The following is a 22427-nucleotide window of genomic DNA, read 5'->3' as shown; positions in this document are numbered from 1 at the left end:
GCCATACTGTTTTCGTCAGAGCTAGTCCATTCCGTTTTTTGGACCCTTCATCGCAGCAAAATTCGGAGGCCACCTGTTAAGACAGGCAGCCTCCGAATATTTGATGCTATTAGATGAATGCATCAAGTTTAATATTCAATTCATGACAGTTGAAAGTTATAGTGTCTGGAGACAACCTGCAACGTTGTTTCCTTGGCTGTTCGTATTGCTTCTTCCGCATCCAGTTCATAGTATTCTGGACGGAACAGTTCGACCGAAACGACGTGATCATAACCTTTTTCCTTAAGAGTAGCAAAAATAAAGTCAAGATCAATGGCTCCAAGCCCCGGCCATACGCGATCTTCGTCGGTCAGGAAGCCGATCGGAAAATCTTCGGTATCGTCAATATGCACGATGAAAATTTTAGAGACATCGGACCGCAACAGGTCTTCACGCTTCGATCCCATTGCATGAAAGTGGAAACAGTCTAGCACAAGGCCAACATTGTCACGTGCCACTTCCTCAACAATGTCGTAAGCCTGACCGAAGGTGTTAACCGTACACTGCGGATGTCCGACGAATTCTACAGCAATTTTAATACCATAGGGCTTCGCCAGGTCCGATAATTCTCTCAGCACCTTGACCGAGCTTGCCTTGATATCAGCATGAGTAATTTTTTTCTCGGTCACAAGGGGGACTACAACAATATATTCCACACCCAACCGTGAGCCGGTGTCCAGCATTTGGCGATATTCATCCAAAAGTGCCTGATATTCGGCCTCATCCCTATTGTTGAAGAACACCAAGGCATTGAATGCCAGTGGCTTGATATGATTGGACTGAAAATATTGTACCAGATCGTCAATAGAATGATCCTTCAAATACTCTGGCAACTTGTCCATAGTCCGAATTTCGATGTAGTCATATCCATACTTTTCACAATATTCCAGATCTTTAACGAGGTTCGAGTTGTTCAGGGTTGTTGCTTGATTAAAACATAGTTTCATCGTTCATTCTCATCTCCATCATTTTTGTATGATTTTCTGTGGCTCGTTAAACATGAACGTCGATTTTTGCTTCCTTATTTGTATAAGGTCGGTTTCTCTCCCAGTTCAACAGATTCCTGACGGCCGGATTCCTGCGCTCTGACACATGCGTCTGCCGTAACAGCCGCAATGTAACCGTCCCATGAAGTAGGACCTTGTGGCTCGCCTGACAGGCGGATAGAATCAATAAAATCTTGCAATTCACGGTCATATGCATCAAGGAAGCGCTGCTTCCAGTCCATCAAAATATGTGTTCCGAGCTGAGCTTCTTTACGGAATGTGATGCTAGGCACCTCAGGCAGTTTGACAACGCCTTCCTCACCGATAACTTCGCATTGAATATCGTAGCCGTATTTACAGTTAACGAAAATTTCTGCGTTGATCAGGATACCTCCCTGAGTTTCAAGCGTAACGACTTGCGGATCGCGCAGATGGCTGGAAGCGTGTCTTGTTTTTTTCGGATAAGCGACTTGCACTGATTTATAATCATCATTCACCAGCCAGTGCAACACATCAATCTCATGAACGAGCGTGTCTGTAATCGCCATATCCGTTGTATATTTGTCATCGACTTCCGGATTGCGGTGCGCGCAGCGAATCATCAGAGGCTCACCAATGAACTTGGAGTCGATCGCTTGTTTAAGTTGCTGGTAGCCTTGATCATAACGGCGCATGAAGCCAACTTGAACAAGCTTTTTTCCATGTCTGACTTCAGCCTGAACAATTTCCATACATCCTTGAGCCGTAGTTGCGAGCGGCTTTTCACAGAATACGTATTTGCCTGCTTCGATACCTGCCATAACACTTTGCTGATGAGCAGGACCCCAGCTAGTTACCAAAATGGCATCAACGCCGCCGGACTCAATCAATGTTTTGTCATCAGGAAATACCTGTGCGTTCAGCTTGTAATTATCCACAGCCGCCTTGGCTGCTTCTGCATTAACGTCAGTTACGGCGACAATTGTGGCTCCTGACAAGTTATTTGTAATTCTGCGAATATGCTCTCGACCGATTGCACCTGTTCCGATAACACCAATTTTCAAAGTCATATTATGATTCCTCCTGATATTCTAAATTAAATATAGCGCTTTCAATTTAAATCTTAATCGGTAGATGCTGCTTTTGGGCTATAACTTTCCTGCAAACCTCCAGTATTCTTTCCGTGGTTACGAAAATTTTGCTCTAATTGTTCCAGAGACAAACCTTTGGTTTCCGGCAAGAACATTTTTACGAACACGATCGCCAAAACGCCCAATATAACGAAAACATAAAAAGTTGTGGACAACCCCAAGCTTCCAAGAAGTACCGGGAACAATAACCCGATGACAAAGTTAACAATCCAAAGGAAGAAGACCGTCAATCCCATCCCGAGACCACGCAAGCGAAGTGGAAAAATTTCTGATAGCATGAGCCAAGTTACAGGTGAAATTGCTCCCTGCTGAAAGGCAAGAAATGTAACGGTCAGAGCCAAAACGACGTAAGGCAGTGCGGTTGATCCATGCATTGTAGACGAAAAGATTGCAATCAACAGCAGTGCGGCAGTTGTTCCAGTCAGGCCGGTGATCAGCATCGGACGACGCCCAACTTTGCCTAGTAACCAGATGCCTACAAAAGTAGCCAGAACTGAAATGACACCGTTTGCAATATTACCAATCAAAGCAGCATTTGTTGTAAAACCTGCGTCTTTCAGGATCTGAGTTCCATAGTACATGATCGAATTTACACCTGTAATCTGTTGAACAACAGCAATCCCTATTCCAAGGAACATTATACGACGAACCCATGGAGTCGCCAAATCCTTGAATCCTGCTTTTTTTATCTCTTGCTCCTGGTTGACTGTTGCCTGGATCTGTGCAAGCTCTTCCGTAGCTTTCTCTTTACTGAAAATTTTGGAAAGCACAGTAAGAGCCTCGTCGTTTCTCTTCTTGCTTACAAGCCAACGTGGACTTTCAGGCACCCGAAACATTCCGATGAACAGGAATAGCGCAGGTAGGGCCGCAATAGCAAGCATATATCTCCATACATGGCTGGTATCACCGAATGCTGTACCCAAGATCGCATTGATGACAAAAGCAAACAGTTGACCACTTACAATCATCAGTTCATTCATAGTTACAATGCCTCCGCGTCGATCCGCCGGGGCGACCTCGGCCAAATAAGACGGGACCGTTACGGAAGCGCCACCAACGGCCAAGCCCAGCAAAAAGCGCGATATGATCATAATTGTCACATTCGGTGCGAGCGCACAACCAATCGTTGAAACGAAGAACACCACGGACAACAACATGATATTCTTTCTACGTCCATTGTAGTCGGACAAGCGCCCTCCAAAAACGGCTCCCAGAGCGGCACCGAACAGCAACGAACTGGCAACAAGCCCCCCTGTAAAGGAGGTAAGATTAAGCTGGTCTTTGCCAGACATAAAAGGAAGTGCACCGTTAATGACACCTGTGTCATAACCGAACAGCAATCCTCCCAGCGTTGAAATCAGAATAACTTTGGTCAGAAAAGAATTCTTAGCTGCTTCCATTTGCATAAAGGCCACCTCTTTCCTAATTCAAATTTTGATCAAGGAGTTTTTCGTCGATATATTTACGGGCAATTAAAGCGTATTCAAGAGGATTAGCAATGCTCGGATCCTGTTCGGCTTCAACGACAATCCAACCTGTGTATCCTTCAGCTACCAACTTGCCGTACACCTGGGTAAAATCAATACAACCATCTCCAGGTACTGTGAACATTCCGATAAGGAAGGATTGCAAAAAGGATTTTCCTGCATGTTTGCATTCATTCATCACCTGAAGTCTGACATCCTTGAAATGCACATGTCTGATACGGTCAATATGCCGGTTCAATATGGTCATATAATCCCCATCCGAGACGAAGATATGACCTGTATCATACAGCAAATGTACATGCTGCGGATCAGTGCCTGCCATAAGCCTCTCGATCTCGCTACCGGTCTGAACACCTGTACCCATATGGTGATGATACACTAGCTTTAAGCCATACTCCTCGGCAACTTCACCCAAAAGATTCAGTCCCTGACACAATCTATCCCATTCCTGATCCGAGAAATACGGCTTATCGGCAAACACATTTTTCTCTAAACCCTGAACACTATAAGTTTGCTCAGATACAACGATCGCGCTCGCTTGAACTGTATTCAGGTAAGTGCATTGCTTACGGAAAAGCCCAATCACATCTTCAATACCGTCACGAATAATAAAACTACTGAACCATTGAGCGGCAATCTTCAGCTTGCGTAGCTGAAGTTCCTTATTCAATACGCTCGCTTCAGGAAAAAAACCGCCAACTTCCGTTCCCTGAAACCCGGCTACAGCGATATCGCTAAGTAAATGCTGAAGCGTGTTTCCTGCCCCTATCTCTGGGATGTCATCATTGCGCCAACCTATGGGTGCAATCCCCCACATGATATCTTGATGTCTCATAAGCACTCTCCTTCAGATAAAAATAAATGAGGCATTGCCCAGGAATCCATTTCCTCCATTGGAATGATAATATAATGATCAACTTTTGATCATTGTGTGATTATATAGTAATATTAAAAGCGCTTTCAGTCAATGTTTTTTCTTTTATTTTCTTATTTTTTTTAATTTCTATGTAAACTAGCTCATTTATTTATGGTTTATTGTTTCGATCGATAAATTAATGATCATATTTTGGTTATGTGTTATCATTTTTCGTTAATTCTCATCAACATTAATGTATATATACGCAACAGTATCTGAAAAAACATATAAAAACAGAACCTGAATTACCACTTTTGTGGTAATTCATAGACTTTGAAGATTAAACTCATGAGTTGTGGAATTCGGCCTGCGGCCAAATCACGGATCTCCTCCGTAACAAAGAGTCACAACAGTTATAGTTGGGTCAATTGTGCATTACAAAAAAAAGAGGATGCTACTGGAATATGAAACTTTCCAAGTGACATCCTTAATAATTCAACAATCTTATATATGCTTTAGATTAGATGGAACAGGCAGGAGATAGGCTATATCCGCATGAGTTTTGAAACTTTCACACCTTTGCAGGATATTATGGCCACCATTTCCAGCCTGCCTGTTCTTCGCTCTCCAGCTCCGCTTCAAGCCAGACGGTATCATCAATGCCCGTCTCTCCTGTAAATCCGCCGACTTTAAAACGCCAGCAGACTCGCTTCTGAAGCACTTCGGCTACCCGCCATGGCGGAGAACTTGTCCGTTATTCAAGAGTGCCATTCTGTCGCATAATACTTCCACATCCTCAAGCAGATGAGAGTTTAAGAAAATCGTTTTCCCCTGCTGCCCCACACCTACCATGTGCAATAGCTCAGGAACTCTCTTGTTGATCACCTGCTTGTCCATACCGCATAATCGCCCATGCAACCGGACGACCTCATCATCGGTAAGCCATTCCTGATACCGGTACAGCTCGGGGAGATACCCGATTTGCCGTTTCGCTTCGAGCGTACCGATGGGTGCACCTATCAGGGTCGCTTCTCCGGCCGTCGGATGGATAAGTCCGACCAGCATTTTCACAAACGTGCTTTTCCCGGCTCCATTGGGACCGAGGAAGCCAAAGGCTTCCCCTTTCCCTACGGTGATGGTCACGTTGCGGCAGCCGCGTCCGTTGCTGCCCTTCGGGGGATTCTCAAGGTGACCATCTCGGAGTGCCTCCTCTGTCAATGCTCCTCTATCCATGTGCTCTCCCTCAATCCATCTCAACATAGTCGAATAGCACCGTTGTCCAGTTGCATCCGTAGTAAATGCTCCATCCCTATTCGCTATGGGTTCGGGCAAGATAAAAGTAAGAAATCATTCCGTCTGACATCGACTATTCTCTACGAGCTATACGAAACCCTTGATCGGGACCAAAGCCATTCGCATCGAACTTGCCTCGGAAAGATATTTCGTTGTTTGTGACGTTGCCGATCCAACCGCCGCCCTTCACAACCCGGAAGGAACCGCTTTGACTATCCAAGTCTCCGTACCAGTCCCAGCACCATTCCCTTACGTTGCCAGACATATCGTATATTCCTAACTCGTTGGTTTTCGGGTACCGATCGATTTTGTTTTATTATTGTTGCTCTCTATGATAGGCCAGTTCCAGTCCCCAGATAAGTACTTGTCTCCGGCATTTTTCCAATACCATGCGACCTCGTCGGCATTATTACTTCCGCTGTATGTATAGCCCTTGCTCGCCTGACCTCCGCCTGCAGCATATTCCCACTCCACTTCTGTGGGCAAACGGTAACCATTAGCTCCTTTTTAGTTACCTCATATTTGCCGATATAAAAATTCGATAGATTCACGCTTTTTCCAGAGTTGTTGGACTTGTTGTTCTGAAAAGTCCCACTTTCCACCAATACAAGGTCATCCTTTTTTCGGGCTGATCTTGCGAACAAGCGCTGATCACAACCATTGTTGCTATTAAAAGGAACATTAATAGCTTTCCCATTGATATATCACCTTTAAGTTGATAGGAAAAATGATAGGCCATACGGCCCGCAATTCGCCTCCAGCAGCGTCGAAGGTCGTTCGTCTAGCAGGTTAACGGCCTGCAACGCATCCGCACTGACGGATAGACTGGAGGAGAACGGCCATCGGCCTGTCTACAATGCTTAGAGATCGGTGTTTCCTCTATGGATCAATTCGTGTAAATCCTATCAGACAGCTTTCAAAACCCGTTTATCCCGTGAGGCAGTCCCAACCGTGCCTGTTCGTCGAACAGCTTGCAGTTGAGTGGTTACCACACCGTTACGTCAGAGCTCCCACTACTCTGATACCCCTCTGTTGCTAACACCTGGTAAGACCAGCTATTCCCCAGATTCATTCCTTTGCTCGCCCATGCTTTCACGTGGTTGCTGAAAGTGATCGTGGAGTTGCCCCCGGTCGGTCTCTTCGACTGTCGAACACTCCAGTACTGAATAAACGTCGTTTTTTGGCCTTCAATGGAAGGTGCGTCGTATCGCATTGTTGTGTAGATGTCATATGTGCCCCCATCACTGGTCACCGTACCTTTATACGTTCCGGTAGGTCGATAAGTACCCCAGCTATCAACGACGTAATATTCGATGAGTGCGTTTCTCGTCCACCCGTAGAGAGCCAAATATCCATTACCGGACGGCGCCCAGACACCGGCATTGTAGTTAATCGTTCTGTTTGGCGATCCAGTAGTCCAGCCTTTGCCGACAACAAAATTCCCGGTATTTTGCCATGTCACGCTGTAATTACCGCCTGATCCATTGACAGCATTGACTGTCCCGCCGCCATCGGTCCAATTTTGCCAATAGTCTGTCGCTGCACTTGAGGTTGTTGCAAACAACCCAAAACTCATGGAAGCTGCAAGAACTACCGTCATCATTTTCTTACTAAACTTAAACATACTCTACCTCCTAAAATTTTTGTGTTTGTCCCATACACCTGCTTGTTGGTTGATTCTCTTTACAGCACATCTCTTATCCGTGTCACATCCTGTTTTTTAACTTTTACCTCCTTTCTGAGTAAATTATAAAATGATAGCGTTTACATAAAAACCTAGCAAATTAAAGCTTTAACTCTATTATGTTTAGCTTTCTTTGAATTTTATAGAAAAATTTTTTTCTAGTGATAGAATCGGGAGAATTAATGGTATATAATGGGAAATCCCTAATAGAAATCATCCATTTTTAATTTTCTATAGGCTAAAGGTGTCATGTTCATCGTCTTTCTGAATCTTTCTATAAAATAGCTCGTACTGTTAAATCCAACCTTATAGGCAACTTCTGTAACGTTAGATTCTGCTTGTTGCAATAAGACTACACTTTTTTGAATTCGATAATCCACCACATAATTCAACGGGGTTATCTTTAAAAAACGCTTGAAATATCGGCAGCATTCAGAACGGCTCAATTGTCCAGCTCTTGCAATATCATCTAATGTGACTTTTTCAGCGTAATGTAAATAGATCCAATTTAACATTTGCTTGATCCGCTGACTCTTTACCATTTCCATCTGGTCGTATTCTAATTGAAAGCCATTAATGATTAAGTTTTTCCAAATCAATGTTAAATGCATGGTAATATCGATTTCAAAGTATGGTGATTTTTGTTGAATACATTGATTAATTTTCAAAATAGCATCTAAAATGTTTTTCCCCCAAGGCTCATTAAAATCTATGTATAAATAAGGTAAATTAGTCGCTTGGGGTGTATGGAAAAATAGAAGGAGAGCTTTTCAGCTCATTGTCTTCGGTTTGGTTGGTATGCTTTCGGTTCAATATACGTATATGGCATCGATCAAAACTGGTAATGCTGCCGTGGCAACACTATTACAGTATTTAGCCCCTATAATGATTATCATCTATTTAATTCTGCGGAAACACATGGTCTTAACACGAAAGGATTTGTCAGCTATTTTCCTTGCTTTAGTGGGTTGTTTTTTCTTATTAACAAACGGCTCCATTTCTCAACTATCTGTGCCAAAAATCGCAATCGTGTGGGGTCTTTTATCAGGAATAGCGCTGGCTTTTTATACCTTGTACGCAATTCCTCTTTTGAAGCAATACGATTCCCTCGTCATTGTGGGTTGGGCTATGATCATCGGCGGTTTCGGATTAAGCTTTATCCATCCACCCTGGCAGATAGACTTTAAAAACTTGACACTAGAAACCTATTTATATCTAGCATTCGTTATCATATTCGGCACCATGATAGCATTTTGGTTCTATATAGAAAGTTTACAAAGCCTTTCACCAAAAGAAACAAGCCTTTTAGGTAGTTTGGAACCACTAGCTGCTGTTTTAACAACTGTATTTTGGTTAAAAGAGCCTTTTGAATTTTTCCAATGGATGGGTGTAATATGTATCATCGCACTTATTTTATTATTGGCATTCAATAAAAAGTCTTCTTCAAATAACCCATCGAAAAAAGATGAAAAGCCGCTCGGAGTCAGCTAATTTTACTGGGGGGGTATTACGGCAAATTGCCCGTTAGTTGAGAAAACGGCAGCCACTTTATCGGCTGCCGTCTCTTCATGTTTATTAAGTCATCGTTTCTCGTAAGTTCAACACTTTATCTTACAGATATTTACACTAATTAAACTCACCCAATAGGTGTTCCATCGGGTAGTATAATATCTGGTTTCAATAGAACTACATCCCCTTTCTCGGGTATTCCTCCAAGGACTAATACCTCTGATTTAAAGCCTGCTATACGTCGAAGAGGAAAGTTGACTATACCTATTATTTGTTCACCTATAATTTCTTCAGCCGTATACCTTTTTGTGATTTGGGCACTCGATGTTTTAATTCCGATATCTTGCCCAAAATCAATTTCAAGTTTAATAGCAGGTACTTTTGCTTCTGCAAAAAACTCAGCTTTAATTATTGTTCCAACCCGAATATCGAGCTGCAAAAAATCATCAATCGTTGCCATTTTAGTATCCGCCCTCTCCTACTGCTTTTTTAAATTTCGCAAATAATCAGTACATTTTATTTTTAACAACTGCATAGTTTAAAGATTTTGCCCAAAAATACATGCCCATACCGAATAAAGTCATCATTCCACCTGTGAATTGAGATATAGAGATTGTTTCACCTAAAAATACGTAGGCGAGAATGATGGCGAGAACAGGCTCTCCAATAATACCTACAGAAACAGTAGTTGCTCCTATAGATTTTAACAACAGATTAAAAATATATTGTCCAAAAATAGTTGGGATTACTGCAAGTAAAAAGAAATATGTCCAATCCGAAGACTCATATTCTATCAAAGTGATATTATTTAACAAACTGTAGACTAACATGACGCTCCCACCAATAAAAAAGACAATAACACTGTATAAATTTGCGTCAATTTTGCGACTTACTTTCTGTCCTGCCAACATATATGCTGAAACGAAAATTGTTCCTAATAAAGATAATCCATCTCCTATTAACGCCTCCCGCGAAACCCCGATGTCTCCCCAAGCTATAATGGTTGAACCGATAAGAGCGGCAATCAAACAAAGAATGGTTAATATATTTGCTCGTTCTCTGAACATAAAGTATGAGCCAATCATTACAAATAAAGGTTGCAATGATAAGATGACCATGGAGCTCGCAACTGAGGTATATACTAAAGACTCCATCCAAAACAAGAAGTGTAACCCGAGAAATAGACCAGCTAAAAGAACGGTACTCCAATCTTTTTTGTTCATCTCTGAGGATCGGAGAGTTTTCCAAGGTACAAAAGGAAGCATAATGATTACTGATATATACAATCTGTACATTCCAGCCACAGCGGTTGGAGTATCTGAGGATTTTATCATGATGGATGAGATAGAAACAGACAGTATGCTGATGAAAAGCAAAATATACGGATGAGACAGTAACGACGATTGATTTATTTTCACATGTACGCCTCCAAGATGTCTTACCCAATCGTCTGTGCACAGGATTGTAATGATAAGCCGAAGATCTGATATAATAATATCACCATCATTATTTTATTTGTGTAACTATATCTTTAATTTATATAGAAATATCGTCACAAAGGAAGGGGCTTCGCATAAATGGAAAAACAATTGCACGAGACCATTTTATATCCCGATGTTTCATTTCCATACATCATGTACACCCATACTATTCATAGAAGTATCCCTGAAGGTAGAGGATTTAATGATTTACACTGGCACGAAGAACTACAAATCACTTTGGTTACTAAAGGAAAACTAGTTATACAAGTTAATGGGATTGATCATGAATTAGGAACCGGTCAGGCCATTTTAATTAATAAGGGCGTCCTTCATGTTACTACGCACCTGACACATAACGGTCAATATGTCAGTTTTAATTTTCCTGAAAAGCTGCTAGCCTTCTATGCAGATAGTGCCATGGAAAAAAATTATGTACTACCTTATACAAACTCTTCCTTAGTGTCATTAGTAATAAAGGGAGATGTTGAATGGCAAAGTCAAGTACTAGAAATGCTTTGGGATATGCAAAAGAAATTTGATATGAAAAAAAACTGGGGGTGGGAATATGAGGTTTCCATCAAAACTGTTCAATTATGGTTAATTTTAATATCTAATATTTCGATTTCTGCCGAGGAAGCACCTAAATATATGAAACTGCAGCAGGAAAGACTACAACTGATGCTTAGCTTTATCCACCAAAACTACACAAACAATATAACATTGCAAGAAATTGCTGATGTAGCACATCTAAGTGTTTCAGAGTGTACTCGTAGTTTTAAGAGAACCATTCATAAGACGCCTTATGATTACTTGATTAAATACCGCATCAAGAAAAGCGTTGAATTATTAATCTCAACAGATTATACAGTAACCGAAATAGCCCACAGAGTGGGCTTTAATGATGCAAATCACTTCATTCAGTCATTTAAAAAACATCATAAAAAAACCCCTAGAGAATTTCGAAAATTTACTATATAAAAAATATACTAAAGAACAGAACAAGTCGAACACAACAACTCAAAAGGAATGGATTATGTCCTTGCTTTCTTCTTCTTCGGTTTCGTCAGTTGAAAGCTATGTTGCATCATATCAAAAAGATCATCATCTTGCATGTCACCATCTAAAATAACGGTATTCCAATGCACTTTATTCATATGATATCCCGGCTTAACTTCTTTAAATATGCTGCGCAGGAAATCGGCTCGGCTCGGCTCGCATTTGAGGTTGATGCAAAGGTGGCCATCATGCTTGTAAATCATCGCAAATATTTTTTTATTATCCTTATGACGTATTACAGTCCATTTTTCGTCAAAGGGATAGTCTTTATAAACGTCGGGATAAGTCAGACAGTAATTTATTATTTCCTCTTTAGTCATCTAACTTCCTCCATAAATCTATTTTTAAGAGCAACCTTTAGCGCTCAAAACGCATCGTATTATTTATTAACTAAAGCGGACAATTCACCTTTAAATACTTTTTCATCCTTGTCATTGAAAGTCGTCAGCATAACAGTAACTATTCCTGTTTCATTCTGTTTCTCTCTAAGTGCAGTTACCTCCACAATGGTATGTAATTCATCTCCCGGATACACGGGTCTTATAAATCTGATATTGTTCATAGCAGTTCCAGCAATGACATCATCCCCATAACTACCCGTTTCAACCCAAAGCTTGAATGAAACTGCCAGCGTTTGAATTCCTGATGCTATGATTCCATTAAATCTTCCCTGCGTTGCTTTATCTTCATCCAAATGCATATATTGTGGGTCAAACTCCGTTGCAAATCTGGTAATATCCTCTTTTGTTAATGTTAAAGACTTGGTTTTAAATCGTTGTCCGATATAAAATTCATGGTACCGCATTAATATACCTCTCCTCTTGGTCGAATGGTTTGCTTTTTTAAAGCATATCATTTGTTAAGCTAATCTGCCTGTTCGTATTATGAATAATTCCAGCAATAAAGCTCCTGTGAATCATCACGGGAGCTTACTTTGCATGTTATGCCTTTTTACCTGTAACGTTTAGGATTATCTGTCTGACCAAGAATAAAGTCGATACTCACCTTGTGGAAATCCGCCAATTTGATCAAAACAACGCTTGGCACGTCCAGGTTCCCATTTTCATATCGGGAATAGGTTGTTTGTGAGATTTGTAAGAAGTCGGCCATACTTTGTTGTGTTAAGTCTTTGTCCTCACGTAAACTACGAATTCTCTTATACACTGCTCATCACCCAAACAAAGTTTACAACATGCGAAAACTGCATATTGATTTTTATGCGTTTTTCGCATAAAATTATTTATTTGTCTTTAACTCATATAAACAAATCAGTTTCCATAGAGAAGCGTGATGAAAAATATGTAATATGGTAAATGGAATCCCAAATACCCGTTGGCGAACGTTGTTGCGGAGTGCAGGAAGATTGATTCACCCAATAAATCAATTCATATGCAAAAACTCTCAATGGGAACAGACAGATTCTCCTAAATTCATTTTATTAAAGTTAAATATTTTCCAACAAAGTGTATAACAAATATGAAATAAAGCTCCTGCGGTCATCAAAGAGCTTTATTTTGCATGCTATTCTTTTTACCTGTACAACGTTCAGAGTTATCTGTCTGACCTAGAATAAAGTCGATACTCACCTTGTGGAAATCTGCTAATTTGATTAAGACAACACTTGGAACGTCCAAACTCCCATTTTCATATCGAGAGTAGGTCGTTTGTGAGATATTTAAGAAGTCGGCCATGCTCTGTTGTGTTAAGTCTTTGTCCTCACGTAAATCGCGAATTCTCTTATACATTGCTCATCACCCAAGTAAAGTTTACGATATGCGAAAACTGCATATTGATTTTTATGCGTTTTTCGCATAAAATTTATTTAAAGAGTACAACAAGTAGAATAAGAACGAAGTGGGCGGAATGGTGCTGTACAAGCGATAGCGTTCGCCTTTGTGTCCGGATTTCAACCTTCTTAGCTTGATTAAGAAATCTGGACACAACAGCGATGGGAAGCACCATCCGACCGCGGAGTGGCGCCGTATGTACATCTTTAGCTCAACTTAATAAATAATCAGTATTCATAGGAGGCATGATAAAAATGATTTTGGAGGAGATATATTATGGGGAATGGCGTCCCAGTGAGCAAATAAAGTCAACCGACCCTGCGTCTCAAAAAGTGAATCAAAAGATTAGTCATCTTATGAAGATGTTGAAAAATAAATTATCAGAAGTCGATTTTGAGCAAATTGAAGTCCTGTTTGATTTATTGAGCGAGTCAACTTCCCTGCACTCCGCAGCAGCATTCATCCACGGGTATCGAACGGGGGCAATGACGATGATTGAAGTATTTAGCGGGGAGAAAGAATTTATCGATGGTAATAGATAGATGATGTAGGGGACGCGCTGCGCTGACCAACCGTCATCGCCTGTTTCAGGGAATGGGGTGGTAGGAGGACTGCAAAGAGCGGAGCACCAAGAACGCTGGCTGGTTCTTGGTTTATACACAAAAAAGGAGCATCCAGGTGGTCCTGCTGCCCCTTTTTAAAGATCAACTTACGATTATCCTATTACTCGTTATTTGCTCTTTCCTAATAGATAGATTCCGCAAAGAGCAACTACTATAATTGCTGGAATACGCCAAACATGAGGTAAAAATTTAGTTAGCCACAGTGCGGCAAAAATAGTCGCAACTGCTAAATAGCCCAATCTTTCATTGAGTTCAAATTTCCCTCTATTTAAAAACACATTCAAATAACCGATTGGTGGTGCTATGACAATTAAAACAATTACCACCATGGGACGTAAATACCATTTTCTTTTCATAAATCCTCCGTTAATATCTTGATGCAATATTCATTCTAAAACCTAGCTTTCAAGTTTAGAGAAATATAGCACTTACAGCTCTGGCTAAAATATCAGCAATCCAGGCTGGTACTCCTAAATACTGAATAGCTTGTGAAAGTGCATCTTCCACACTTCCACTAAAATCGGTCACCACATCCAAAGCCTTGATAATGGCATCAACTTTCACGACATTCGTAAGGTTATTTTTAACGCTTTGACTCACAGGTAACCAGTCAATAGCCGTTCTTATTGCATTATCAATTTTGCTTGCGCTTGCTTTCAGAGCTGCTTTAATGGCTTTGATGGACCACGAAACCTTGCCTTGTGTTGTGACATCTCCGTTAAGATTTACATCAGATTCGTTAGGTGCTAAGGGAATAATACCTGATTGATTAGAAGATTCACTATATGTAGCAGAACCTACAGATGTGCTATCAGCAAATGCAGAGAAGGGGGACACGACTGAAAATATTAATGCTGTAGTTACAGAACTCAAGGCAATTTTTTTTACCAGTTGACTACTCATTTTATTTTACCTCCACTTTTTTGTATTTTCACCTATTAATATATGTTTTTTCTTTTGTCGAAGTAAGGTGAATGATGTAACCTAACAAAAATAGTGAAAAAGACCCAGTGATTATGCACAAATTGCTTGAATCGCTAACTTGGTTGAGTGTTTGTATACTTGTTCCAGATATACTTCAAAAGAAAAAGCACTTCAATCGGCAGAAATAATCTTTTGCCTTGAAGTGCTTTGGTTTGTACGAATCCTTGTACTTCGCTTCTTCCGCTCGGAATTGGGCCAGTTTGTTCCTTGGACACGGTGGGGTCAGCATAAGAATGGGAGTCTTGAGCACAGTTTGCAGCACGCCCTTACTCCTGCCCATACTTCCTGCTTAAAAATAGTTACCTGTACAGGTGGTCGGTCAGCGGAGCGGGCAGAATTGTTCTAAAGAAGCGTAGCGTTCGCCGTTGCAACAGCGATCGGAAGAACAATCTGCACGCGCAGCGCCTCCCCGACACACACCCCACCAGTAACTATTTTTAATCCCCCACCCGATTCAAAAACACCTTCGTCCGCTCCAACTGTGGATTGCCGAAAATCTGCTCTGGCGTGCCGGACTCCGCAATCTCTCCATTGTCCATAAAGATGACACGATCCGCCACATCTCTCGCAAAATTCATTTCATGGGTCACGATGACCATCGTCATATGCTCCTCAGCCAGCTTTTTAATAACCCGCAGTACCTCGCCCGTCAGCTCGGGATCTAGGGCCGAGGTCGGCTCGTCGAACAATAGAATGTCGGGGTTCATCATCATTGCCCGGGCAATCGCCACACGCTGCTTCTGCCCGCCCGACAGGCGGGATGGATACGCATCCGCTTTATCCGCCAAGCCGACTTTAGCCAGCAGTTCAGCGCTTTGACGGCGCAGTTCGGCCTTGCTCGTTTTTTTCACCAGCTTTGGAGCCAGCTCCAGATTATCCTGCACCGTCAAGTGAGGGAACAGATTAAAATGCTGGAACACCATGCCCATCCCGGTGGTAATGCCCTTAATGTCGCCTGCCGGGGCGTACTGACCATTTTCCACCAATGCTTTATCATGGATGCGGATCGTCCCGCCCGTCACATCTTCCAGATGAACCAGACTGCGGAGCATCGTGCTTTTCCCCGAGCCTGAAGGACCGATGACCGCAACGACCTCACCCGCCTTGACGTTAAAGCTCACTCTTTTCAGAACGTCGAGCTTACCGAACGATTTTTTCAAATCGGTTACTTCTATTGCGTTAGTGTTCATATCCCGACATTCCTTTTACTCGAATTTAAAACGTTTTTCCAGCGCTCTAAAGAATAGCGTCAGCACCAAAGCCAACAACAAATAGATCATAGCTGCTACAAAATAAGGCACAATCGAAAAATCACGGTTCACAGCCGTATTCGCAAAATGCAGCAGTTCCGGTACAGCTACCGCATATAGCAACGCCGTATCTTTCACCAGTGTTGTCGCCTCATTCGTGACCGCAGGCAAAGCAATCCGTACCATTTGCGGCACAATAACTCTAATCAGCGTCTGCGTCTTGCTTAAGCCCAGCACTTGTGAAGCTTCGTATTGCCCTTTATCAATCGACAACATTCCGCCTCGGAAAATTTCAGCAAAATAAGCTGCATAATTCAGTACAAATGCCAGCACTGCTGCCGTTGTCCGGTCCAGAACCAGATACTCCCCGATCACAGGCAACATCGGCAAACCAAAACAAAAGAACAATAATTGCAGCAGAAGCGGTGTCCCCCGGATGACATAAATGTACGTATGCATCAGCCAGGCAATCGGCTTAATCCGGCTTTTCGCCAGCAATGTAACGATAAATCCCAGCGGAATGGACAAGATGAGCGTGATAAAAAATAAAATAACCGTCATCTGCGCCCCTTCGAGCATAGGCTTCATAATTCGTAAAATATAATCCATACTCATAACCTTCGACTCCTAAACCCTTAGTTCAATACGCTACGTATTAATTCAAAACTTTATCTTCACCAAACCACTTTTTCGAAATTTCAGCAGCTTTGCCGTTCTTGTGCAGCTCATCCAAAGCAGATTGCAATTGCGTCAGCAGCTCTTCGTTCCCTTTTTTCACGCCGATGCCGTACTCCTCAGGGGCCAGCGATTCACCAAGCAGCTTATAGGTTCCTGGCTCTTTGGACATATAGTATTTGGCTACCACTTCGTCAATGACAACCGCATCCAAACGTCCGGTTTTCAGATCAGTCAACGCAAGAACATTATCGGGATACTCAGACACCTGTTTCAGCTTACTCTTGATCGGGTTCGCATCCAGTGCATCTGCTGCCGAGGACAACGTCTGAAGACCCACGTTTTTGCCCGCCAGTTCGTCCAGCTTCGAGAGCTTGGATTTGGCAGGTAGCGCGATCACCTGACTATTTTTAAGGTACGGCTTCGTAAACAGCACTTTTTCCTTACGCTCATCCGTAATCGTATAGCCGTTCCAAATCAGATCAATACGGCCGCTGTTCAGCTCGGATTCTTTGGCAGACCAGTCAATGGGCTGAAATTCCACTTGCTTGCCCATCTGTTCCGCAGCCGCCTTGGCATAATCAATATCAAAGCCGGTCAGCTCATTATTTTCATCTCTAAAACCCATCGGTGCAAATTTATCATCAATTCCGATAATCAGCTTGCTGTTATCCTTGCCGCCGGAACATCCGGCCAAAACGATCATAATCAATCCAATCATCATTGTAAACATGGCTGTTTTTCTCATCTTATTCCCTCCAGCAATGGTAACCGCCCTATCCAAAGGACAGGCGGCAAACGCTTTAGTTCGTTAACACGTTATCAGAGTATCATCATACCATACCCTAAGATACTCGTCGAGAGGAAGGAGCGGAATCTTAGCCTTATAAAAATGGAAAAACTGTGACGAAAATTTGACCATATTCTATAATGTAAAACCTTACCTTGACATGTCATCTTATCCGTTTTATTATTTCCTAGTATTCTTATATACATTTGTTTATTTTAAATAAAGATGAAAACTAGCAGCGCAGCTGACCTGAAAATAGCGATTAACCTACGAATAACCATTATTTTCAGCATAGACAGGAGAAATAAAGCCCCATGTACATTTTAAAACGTCTTTTTACGATGCTTGTTACGTTGTGGATTATCGTCACTTTAACGTTCATCATCATGCACATCATTCCGGGGGACCCATTCTCGAACGATTCTAAAACGATTCCGGAAGCGGTTCTGCAAAACATGCGCGCCAGATACAATCTGGACAAACCGCTTGCAGTGCAGTATGTGTTATATCTGAAAAATTTGCTGGTGCTGGATATGGGCCCATCTATTCAATCGAAAACGACGGACGTAAACATGCTCATTGCCAGAGGTTTTCCACCTTCTGCAATGCTCGGCATTCAATCCATCGTAGTTGCGATTATTGCGGGTATTGCGCTCGGAACGCTGGCAGCTTTACATCATAATCGACCATTGGATTATATTTCGATGTTTATTGCCATTGTCGGTATTTCCGTGCCCAGCTTCATTTTGGCACCGCTTTTAATCAAATATGTCGCCGTCAAATGGCATCTGCTCCCGGTCGCCTCATGGGGAACCTGGCAGCATACGGTGCTTCCATCGCTGGCTCTCGCCGTTTCACCTCTCGCCGTCATCGCCCGCTTCATGCGGACAAGCATGCTGGAAGTGATGCATCAGGAATACATACGCACCGCCAAGGCGAAGGGGCTGTCCTCTTGGGCAGTAGTCATCCGTCACGGGTTGCGCAATGCGCTGATTCCCGTGCTGTCCTTCATTGGACCCCTGTTCGCTTCCGTCATTACAGGTACCTTTGTTGTGGAAAAAATATTCGCCATTCCCGGCATCGGTAAATACTTTGTAGACAGTATATTTAACCGGGATTATCCAGTCATTATGGGCACCACCATTTTTTACAGTGCCATTCTGGTCGTCACCTTATTTTTAATTGATATTTCTTATCGTCTTGTCGATCCGCGAATCAAATTAGTCAGCAAAGGAGATTAACATGAAAGCAGCACCCACTGTCGAAAGGGACAGCCTATTCAGTCCCGTTGACCGCAGCCAGCTGCCCGCCCCTACATTGTCCAGACCCAAAGAATCACCATGGCGGGGTCGGCTTCGCAGACTTTTTAACAACAAGCTCTCTCTGTTGGGGCTTTCCTTACTTATCATTATTATAGCGCTGGCCATTGCCGGACCTTCCATGGTTCCTTATGCACCCAGTGACCAATCCCTATTGAAGACGAATCTGCCTCCTTCGGGGGAGCATTGGTTTGGCACGGATGATCTGGGAAGAGACGTATGGGCACGGACTTGGGCCGGGGCCAGAATCTCACTGATGATCGGCTTTGCCGCTGCCGCCATTGATTTGGTGCTTGGCATTCTCGTCGGCTGTATAGCCGGATATTGTGCGGGACGTGGCAAAACGGGCGACCGGATTGACAGCATCCTGATGCGTATTATTGAGATTTTGTACAGCATCCCTTATTTGCTGGTCATCATTTTGTTGCTCGTCATTATGAAGCCGGGATTACTCACGATGATTATTGCCTTATCCATTACCGGATGGGTTGGTATGGCCCGTGTCGTCCGAGGGCAGATTTTGCAGCTCAAGCAGCAGGAATATGTGTTAGCCGCCCGTAGTTTGGGAACCTCCCATTCGCGCATTATTTTCAAGCATTTGCTGCCGAATGCAGCGGCGATCATTATCGTGAACCTGACGTTCACCATTCCGTCGGCTATTTTTGCCGAATCGTTCCTGAGCTTTCTTGGTCTGGGGATTCAATCTCCTTCCGCCAGTTGGGGGACAATGGCTAACGATTCACTCGGGGTCATTTTAAGCGGGCAATGGTGGCGACTGTTCTTCCCCGGACTGATGATCTCGCTCACCATGCTGGCGTTCAACACGCTCGGAGACGGGCTTCAGGATGCGCTTGACCCGCGTTCACAACATTAATAACAGAGGTGTACAAATGGAGCAAGGAGGGATGTCTACCATGATCCGCAATTTCTCGCCCAACAGCAAAAACAACGGCAGCTCCTTTATGGAACTACGCACACGCGGCATACCTGTCGGAAAGGAGGATGAATAAATCCCTGTACGGTGCACCTTATCTTTTGGATAACTAACAAATTTAATGGAGGAAAACCACGATGAAAAAAATGCATTGGATGACTCTCATTTTACTTTTAGCAGTAACGGCTTTGGCCGGATGCTCTGGCAATACAGACAAAGCAGCAAGCAATGATCCAGCCGCTGCACCGCAAGCAGATGTTCCACAGGAAATTACAGCCAACCTGGCAGGTGGCGAGCCTTATACGCTGGACCCTGCTTTTGCATCGGATACAACGTCCTACTTTGTTATTGATAACCTGTACGAAGGACTGTATACATACGACAAAGCTGGTAAAATCGTAGAGGGCGCTGCCAGCAAAGTAGACGTATCTCCTGACGGCAAAACATACACCTTCACCATCCGCGACGGTGCCAAATGGTCGAATGGTGACCCGGTTACTGCTAAGGATTTTGAATACTCCTGGAAACGGGTGCTGAATCCGAAAACGGCTGCCTACGATCCTTCCGCCCTGTACTACATCAAAGGAGCCGAAGCCTACAACACAGGCAAAGGTAAAATCGAGGACGTGGGTGTTACAGCTAAAGACGATAAAACCCTTATAGTTGAACTGAAATCACCGCTGAGCTTCTTCCCAACGATCGCAGTGGGTCACGCGTATCTGCCAGTAAACCAATCCGTGGTTGAGAAAAGCGACAAATGGGCGGCAGAAGCCAACACCATTGTCGGCAATGGCGCATATGTAGCCAAGGAATGGAAGCATAATGAGCAAATTACACTGGCTAAGAACGACCAATATTGGAACAAGGATGCCATTACGATGGCAACCATTAACTTTAAAATGGTTCAAGACTCCACCACTTATTATCAAATGTACAAAACAGGTGATCTGGATCTGATTTTGAGTCTTCCCGTGGATACACTGGATCAGGAGAAGAGCAACAAGGAATTTTTGTCGCATCCATCTTTCAGTGTGTACACTTATTCTTTTAACGTAAAACAAAAGCCTTTTGACAATAAAAAAATCAGACAGGCCATTGCCTACGCGATTGACCGCGAAATCCTGGCGACCAACGTAACTAAAGGTGGCGAAACTCCGGCTTACGGATATGTTCCATACGGAACAACAACACCGTCTGGCAAGGACTTCCGTGACGAAGCGCCCAAAAAATACTATGAATTCGACGCTGCCAAAGCGAAACAATTGCTGGCTGAAGGTTTGAAAGAAGAAGGTCTGACCAAGCTGCCACCGATCACCTTCAAGTACAACACTTCGGACAAGCATAAAAAAGTAGCCGAAGCGATTCAGGAAATGCTGAAAACCAACTTGGGCGTTGAAGTAACGCTGGAAAATCAGGAATGGAAAACATACATTGATACCTTCAAACAAAAGAACTTCCAGATCGCCCGTATGGGCTGGGAAGGAAACTTCCTTGATCCGCTCGGCGTATTGGGACATTATACTTCCAAAAACTCGAATAACTTTACCAACTGGAGCAACCCGGAGTATGACAAGCTGATCGAATCTTCTACCTTCGAGCTTGATCCGACAAAACGCTTTGAGCAGCTTCATCAGGCTGAGGACGTATTGATGGAAGACCTGCCAATTATTCCGATCCAGTTCTCTGCGGATACGGCATTAATCAGTCCTAAAGTTCAAGGCATCGTATTTGACGCCCGTTCGAACCCGGATCTTCGTTTTGCTAAACGGGTCGAAAAATAATGTTTTTTCGTTTCGGGATCACGGCTCTGATCGTCGGTACCTTTGGCTATCTGTATGCCTCACCCCATCTGTTGGATGGCCGTGAACATATCGCTACCGCCAATCTGCTATTCCTGTTGGGCTTGCTAGGCTTGGTGATCGGCGCGATTTTCCACGTCCTGCAAAGCGGGTTTCTCACCCTTTTCCTGCGGGGATTCGTAGACATCGGGCAGCTGTTCATCCGACAATCCAAGGCACTACAGGAGGAAAACGAACGTTTGCGTTCGGATGAGTCTCTAACTGCCTGGAAAACGTCGGTGTTCCGTCATCTCAAGGTGTACACCTCGGGGTGCGGTACGGGGCTTGTGCTTTGCTCGATGGTTTTAATGGGGATAAGTTAGTTAGGGCGTATGAAAGCCTTCTTGCGGTTGGTAGGCGCTGCGCGTGCAGATTGTTCTTCCGATCGCCACCGCCCTCGGATTTTTATTATTGTATACAACCTGTAAAGGTTAAAATCCGAGGACAAAAGCGAACGCTTCGCTTCTTCAGAACAATTCTGCCCGCTCCGCCGGCAACCGCCGTAGAGCTTCTATACGTTTTAGTGGTGTGTAAGGTGGAGAGAGGGGTAGGCCAAGTGGTTTAACTTGGCCTACCTTGTTTTGACTGAGGCACACAAAAGAGAGAGTTCCACGGAGTTTAATCGTGGGACTCTCTTTTTTGTTGACTTTTTCCTAAAATTATCAATAAACAATTAAATGAATATATTCATTTGCGGTAATTTAGC

Annotated in this window: 24 protein-coding genes and 3 pseudogenes; 7 read left to right on the top strand and 20 right to left on the bottom strand. The window is 43.1% G+C overall.

Translation table 11 applies throughout. The features are described from left to right. Positions 1-140: 140 nt before the first annotated feature. From iolI to HPL003_RS12590, 9 genes and pseudogenes are all read right to left on the bottom strand, one after another. Positions 141-986 (bottom strand): 2-keto-myo-inositol isomerase, encoded by an 846-nt coding sequence (iolI, locus tag HPL003_RS12625; protein ID WP_014280046.1) that lies wholly within the window; start codon positions 984-986, stop codon positions 141-143. A 74-nt stretch (positions 987-1060) separates the two neighbouring features. Next, complete coding sequence (gene iolG / locus HPL003_RS12620; RefSeq protein WP_014280045.1) at positions 1061-2074, bottom strand: bifunctional inositol 2-dehydrogenase/D-chiro-inositol 1-dehydrogenase; 1014 nt, start codon at positions 2072-2074, stop codon at positions 1061-1063. Between the two features lie 53 nt (positions 2075-2127). Next, positions 2128-3561, bottom strand: a complete 1434-nt coding sequence (locus HPL003_RS12615; protein ID WP_014280044.1) for a sugar porter family MFS transporter — start codon at positions 3559-3561, stop codon at positions 2128-2130. A 16-nt stretch (positions 3562-3577) separates the two neighbouring features. Next, the gene (iolE, locus tag HPL003_RS12610; RefSeq protein ID WP_014280043.1) at positions 3578-4477 is read right to left on the bottom strand and encodes a myo-inosose-2 dehydratase; all 900 of its coding nucleotides are present in this window, start codon (positions 4475-4477) and stop codon (positions 3578-3580) included. Between the two features lie 610 nt (positions 4478-5087). After that, positions 5088-5219, bottom strand: a complete 132-nt coding sequence (locus HPL003_RS30200) for a hypothetical protein (protein WP_014280042.1) — start codon at positions 5217-5219, stop codon at positions 5088-5090. A 5-nt stretch (positions 5220-5224) separates the two neighbouring features. Beyond that, a complete protein-coding gene (locus HPL003_RS12605) occupies positions 5225-5731 on the bottom strand; it encodes an ATP-binding cassette domain-containing protein (protein WP_014280041.1) in 507 nt (168 codons plus the stop codon). Between the two features lie 133 nt (positions 5732-5864). Continuing rightward, positions 5865-6265 (bottom strand): annotated as a pseudogene (locus HPL003_RS29725) (formylglycine-generating enzyme family protein). A gap of 511 nt (positions 6266-6776) precedes the next feature. Beyond that, the gene (locus tag HPL003_RS12595; RefSeq protein WP_014280040.1) at positions 6777-7415 is read right to left on the bottom strand and encodes a glycoside hydrolase family 11 protein; all 639 of its coding nucleotides are present in this window, start codon (positions 7413-7415) and stop codon (positions 6777-6779) included. 263 nt (positions 7416-7678) lie between these two features. Then, positions 7679-8212, bottom strand: a pseudogene (locus HPL003_RS12590) (helix-turn-helix transcriptional regulator); the annotation flags it as partial. A gap of 1 nt (position 8213) precedes the next feature. Here HPL003_RS12590 and HPL003_RS12585 point away from each other — a divergent pair. Then, positions 8214-8966: pseudogene (locus tag HPL003_RS12585) on the top strand (DMT family transporter); the annotation flags it as partial. 145 nt (positions 8967-9111) lie between these two features. Here HPL003_RS12585 and csaA read toward each other — a convergent pair. Continuing rightward, a complete protein-coding gene (gene csaA, locus HPL003_RS12580; protein WP_014280037.1) occupies positions 9112-9444 on the bottom strand; it encodes a chaperone CsaA in 333 nt (110 codons plus the stop codon). Positions 9445-9490: 46 nt separating this feature from the next. Then, the gene (locus HPL003_RS12575; RefSeq protein WP_052310818.1) at positions 9491-10402 is read right to left on the bottom strand and encodes a DMT family transporter; all 912 of its coding nucleotides are present in this window, start codon (positions 10400-10402) and stop codon (positions 9491-9493) included. Positions 10403-10561: 159 nt separating this feature from the next. On the opposite strand from HPL003_RS12575, the gene HPL003_RS12570 reads away from it, so the two are divergent. Continuing rightward, entirely contained in the window at positions 10562-11443 is an 882-nt protein-coding gene (locus tag HPL003_RS12570; RefSeq protein WP_014280034.1) for an AraC family transcriptional regulator, read from the top strand. Between the two features lie 53 nt (positions 11444-11496). Here HPL003_RS12570 and HPL003_RS12565 read toward each other — a convergent pair whose 3' ends face one another. The 4 genes from HPL003_RS12565 to HPL003_RS12555 all read right to left on the bottom strand — a co-directional run bounded on the left by HPL003_RS12565 (position 11497) and on the right by HPL003_RS12555 (position 13266). Continuing rightward, positions 11497-11841: an MmcQ/YjbR family DNA-binding protein gene (locus HPL003_RS12565; protein ID WP_014280033.1), complete on the bottom strand. Its 345-nt coding sequence runs from the start codon at positions 11839-11841 to the stop codon at positions 11497-11499. A gap of 59 nt (positions 11842-11900) precedes the next feature. Beyond that, positions 11901-12326, bottom strand: coding sequence for a MaoC family dehydratase (locus tag HPL003_RS12560; protein WP_014280032.1), 426 nt, complete (start codon positions 12324-12326; stop codon positions 11901-11903). 146 nt (positions 12327-12472) lie between these two features. After that, positions 12473-12685 (bottom strand): helix-turn-helix domain-containing protein, encoded by a 213-nt coding sequence (locus tag HPL003_RS27525; protein ID WP_014280031.1) that lies wholly within the window; start codon positions 12683-12685, stop codon positions 12473-12475. A 335-nt stretch (positions 12686-13020) separates the two neighbouring features. Further along, positions 13021-13266 carry a helix-turn-helix domain-containing protein gene (locus HPL003_RS12555; protein WP_010347469.1) on the bottom strand — a complete coding sequence of 82 codons (246 nt, stop codon included), beginning with the start codon at positions 13264-13266 and terminating at the stop codon, positions 13021-13023. Between the two features lie 296 nt (positions 13267-13562). Here HPL003_RS12555 and HPL003_RS12550 point away from each other — a divergent pair, with 296 nt between their 5' ends. Further along, positions 13563-13850: a DUF6809 family protein gene (locus HPL003_RS12550; protein WP_014280030.1), complete on the top strand. Its 288-nt coding sequence runs from the start codon at positions 13563-13565 to the stop codon at positions 13848-13850. Between the two features lie 188 nt (positions 13851-14038). On the opposite strand, the gene HPL003_RS12545 is transcribed toward HPL003_RS12550, so the two are convergent. The 5 genes from HPL003_RS12545 to HPL003_RS12525 all read right to left on the bottom strand — a co-directional run bounded on the left by HPL003_RS12545 (position 14039) and on the right by HPL003_RS12525 (position 17588). Beyond that, entirely contained in the window at positions 14039-14287 is a 249-nt protein-coding gene (locus HPL003_RS12545) for a hypothetical protein (RefSeq protein WP_014280029.1), read from the bottom strand. A 55-nt stretch (positions 14288-14342) separates the two neighbouring features. After that, the gene (locus HPL003_RS12540) at positions 14343-14834 is read right to left on the bottom strand and encodes a hypothetical protein (RefSeq protein WP_014280028.1); all 492 of its coding nucleotides are present in this window, start codon (positions 14832-14834) and stop codon (positions 14343-14345) included. Positions 14835-15352: 518 nt separating this feature from the next. Further along, a complete protein-coding gene (locus HPL003_RS12535) occupies positions 15353-16105 on the bottom strand; it encodes an amino acid ABC transporter ATP-binding protein (protein WP_014280026.1) in 753 nt (250 codons plus the stop codon). A 15-nt stretch (positions 16106-16120) separates the two neighbouring features. Beyond that, positions 16121-16780, bottom strand: a complete 660-nt coding sequence (locus tag HPL003_RS12530) for an amino acid ABC transporter permease (RefSeq protein WP_014280025.1) — start codon at positions 16778-16780, stop codon at positions 16121-16123. A gap of 40 nt (positions 16781-16820) precedes the next feature. Next, positions 16821-17588 carry an amino acid ABC transporter substrate-binding protein gene (locus tag HPL003_RS12525; RefSeq protein ID WP_014280024.1) on the bottom strand — a complete coding sequence of 256 codons (768 nt, stop codon included), beginning with the start codon at positions 17586-17588 and terminating at the stop codon, positions 16821-16823. Positions 17589-17944: 356 nt separating this feature from the next. Between HPL003_RS12525 and HPL003_RS12520 the strand changes: the two genes are divergently transcribed. The 4 genes from HPL003_RS12520 to HPL003_RS12505 all read left to right on the top strand — a co-directional run bounded on the left by HPL003_RS12520 (position 17945) and on the right by HPL003_RS12505 (position 22044). Next, on the top strand, positions 17945-18871 hold the full coding sequence (locus HPL003_RS12520) for an ABC transporter permease (protein WP_014280023.1): 927 nt from the start codon (positions 17945-17947) through the stop codon (positions 18869-18871). A 1-nt stretch (position 18872) separates the two neighbouring features. Continuing rightward, on the top strand, positions 18873-19823 hold the full coding sequence (locus HPL003_RS12515; RefSeq protein ID WP_014280022.1) for an ABC transporter permease: 951 nt from the start codon (positions 18873-18875) through the stop codon (positions 19821-19823). 197 nt (positions 19824-20020) lie between these two features. Further along, positions 20021-21664 (top strand): peptide ABC transporter substrate-binding protein, encoded by a 1644-nt coding sequence (locus HPL003_RS12510; protein ID WP_014280020.1) that lies wholly within the window; start codon positions 20021-20023, stop codon positions 21662-21664. Next, complete coding sequence (locus tag HPL003_RS12505) at positions 21664-22044, top strand: DUF3899 domain-containing protein (RefSeq protein WP_014280019.1); 381 nt, start codon at positions 21664-21666, stop codon at positions 22042-22044. The genes HPL003_RS12510 and HPL003_RS12505 overlap by 1 nt, the downstream gene beginning before the upstream one ends. Positions 22045-22427 lie beyond the last annotated feature (383 nt).

The organism is Paenibacillus terrae HPL-003, from assembly GCF_000235585.1.
Lineage (GTDB): Bacteria > Bacillota > Bacilli > Paenibacillales > Paenibacillaceae > Paenibacillus > Paenibacillus terrae_B.
Note: the sequence above shows the minus strand (reverse complement) of the source record. Positions and strands in the feature narration are given on the sequence as shown.

Bases quoted from the DNA above. Each gene is read 5' to 3' on its own strand.
- HPL003_RS12510 (WP_014280020.1), top strand. From the start codon at position 20,021: ATGAAAAAAATGCATTGGATGACTCTCATTTTACTTTTAGCAGTAACG.
- iolE (WP_014280043.1), bottom strand. From the start codon at position 4,477: ATGAGACATCAAGATATCATGTGGGGGATTGCACCCATAGGTTGGCGC.
- HPL003_RS12530 (WP_014280025.1), bottom strand. From the start codon at position 16,780: ATGAGTATGGATTATATTTTACGAATTATGAAGCCTATGCTCGAAGGG.
- HPL003_RS12540 (WP_014280028.1), bottom strand. From the start codon at position 14,834: ATGAGTAGTCAACTGGTAAAAAAAATTGCCTTGAGTTCTGTAACTACA.
- HPL003_RS12605 (WP_014280041.1), bottom strand. From the start codon at position 5,731: ATGGATAGAGGAGCATTGACAGAGGAGGCACTCCGAGATGGTCACCTT.
- HPL003_RS12595 (WP_014280040.1), bottom strand. From the start codon at position 7,415: ATGTTTAAGTTTAGTAAGAAAATGATGACGGTAGTTCTTGCAGCTTCC.
- HPL003_RS12560 (WP_014280032.1), bottom strand. From the start codon at position 12,326: ATGCGGTACCATGAATTTTATATCGGACAACGATTTAAAACCAAGTCT.
- HPL003_RS12520 (WP_014280023.1), top strand. From the start codon at position 17,945: ATGTACATTTTAAAACGTCTTTTTACGATGCTTGTTACGTTGTGGATT.
- HPL003_RS12505 (WP_014280019.1), top strand. From the start codon at position 21,664: ATGTTTTTTCGTTTCGGGATCACGGCTCTGATCGTCGGTACCTTTGGC.
- iolG (WP_014280045.1), bottom strand. From the start codon at position 2,074: ATGACTTTGAAAATTGGTGTTATCGGAACAGGTGCAATCGGTCGAGAG.
- HPL003_RS12550 (WP_014280030.1), top strand. From the start codon at position 13,563: ATGATTTTGGAGGAGATATATTATGGGGAATGGCGTCCCAGTGAGCAA.
- HPL003_RS12565 (WP_014280033.1), bottom strand. From the start codon at position 11,841: ATGACTAAAGAGGAAATAATAAATTACTGTCTGACTTATCCCGACGTT.
- iolI (WP_014280046.1), bottom strand. From the start codon at position 986: ATGAAACTATGTTTTAATCAAGCAACAACCCTGAACAACTCGAACCTC.
- HPL003_RS12525 (WP_014280024.1), bottom strand. From the start codon at position 17,588: ATGAGAAAAACAGCCATGTTTACAATGATGATTGGATTGATTATGATC.
- HPL003_RS12545 (WP_014280029.1), bottom strand. From the start codon at position 14,287: ATGAAAAGAAAATGGTATTTACGTCCCATGGTGGTAATTGTTTTAATT.
- HPL003_RS12570 (WP_014280034.1), top strand. From the start codon at position 10,562: ATGGAAAAACAATTGCACGAGACCATTTTATATCCCGATGTTTCATTT.
- HPL003_RS12515 (WP_014280022.1), top strand. From the start codon at position 18,873: ATGAAAGCAGCACCCACTGTCGAAAGGGACAGCCTATTCAGTCCCGTT.
- HPL003_RS12555 (WP_010347469.1), bottom strand. From the start codon at position 13,266: ATGTATAAGAGAATTCGCGATTTACGTGAGGACAAAGACTTAACACAA.
- csaA (WP_014280037.1), bottom strand. From the start codon at position 9,444: ATGGCAACGATTGATGATTTTTTGCAGCTCGATATTCGGGTTGGAACA.
- HPL003_RS12615 (WP_014280044.1), bottom strand. From the start codon at position 3,561: ATGCAAATGGAAGCAGCTAAGAATTCTTTTCTGACCAAAGTTATTCTG.
- HPL003_RS12535 (WP_014280026.1), bottom strand. From the start codon at position 16,105: ATGAACACTAACGCAATAGAAGTAACCGATTTGAAAAAATCGTTCGGT.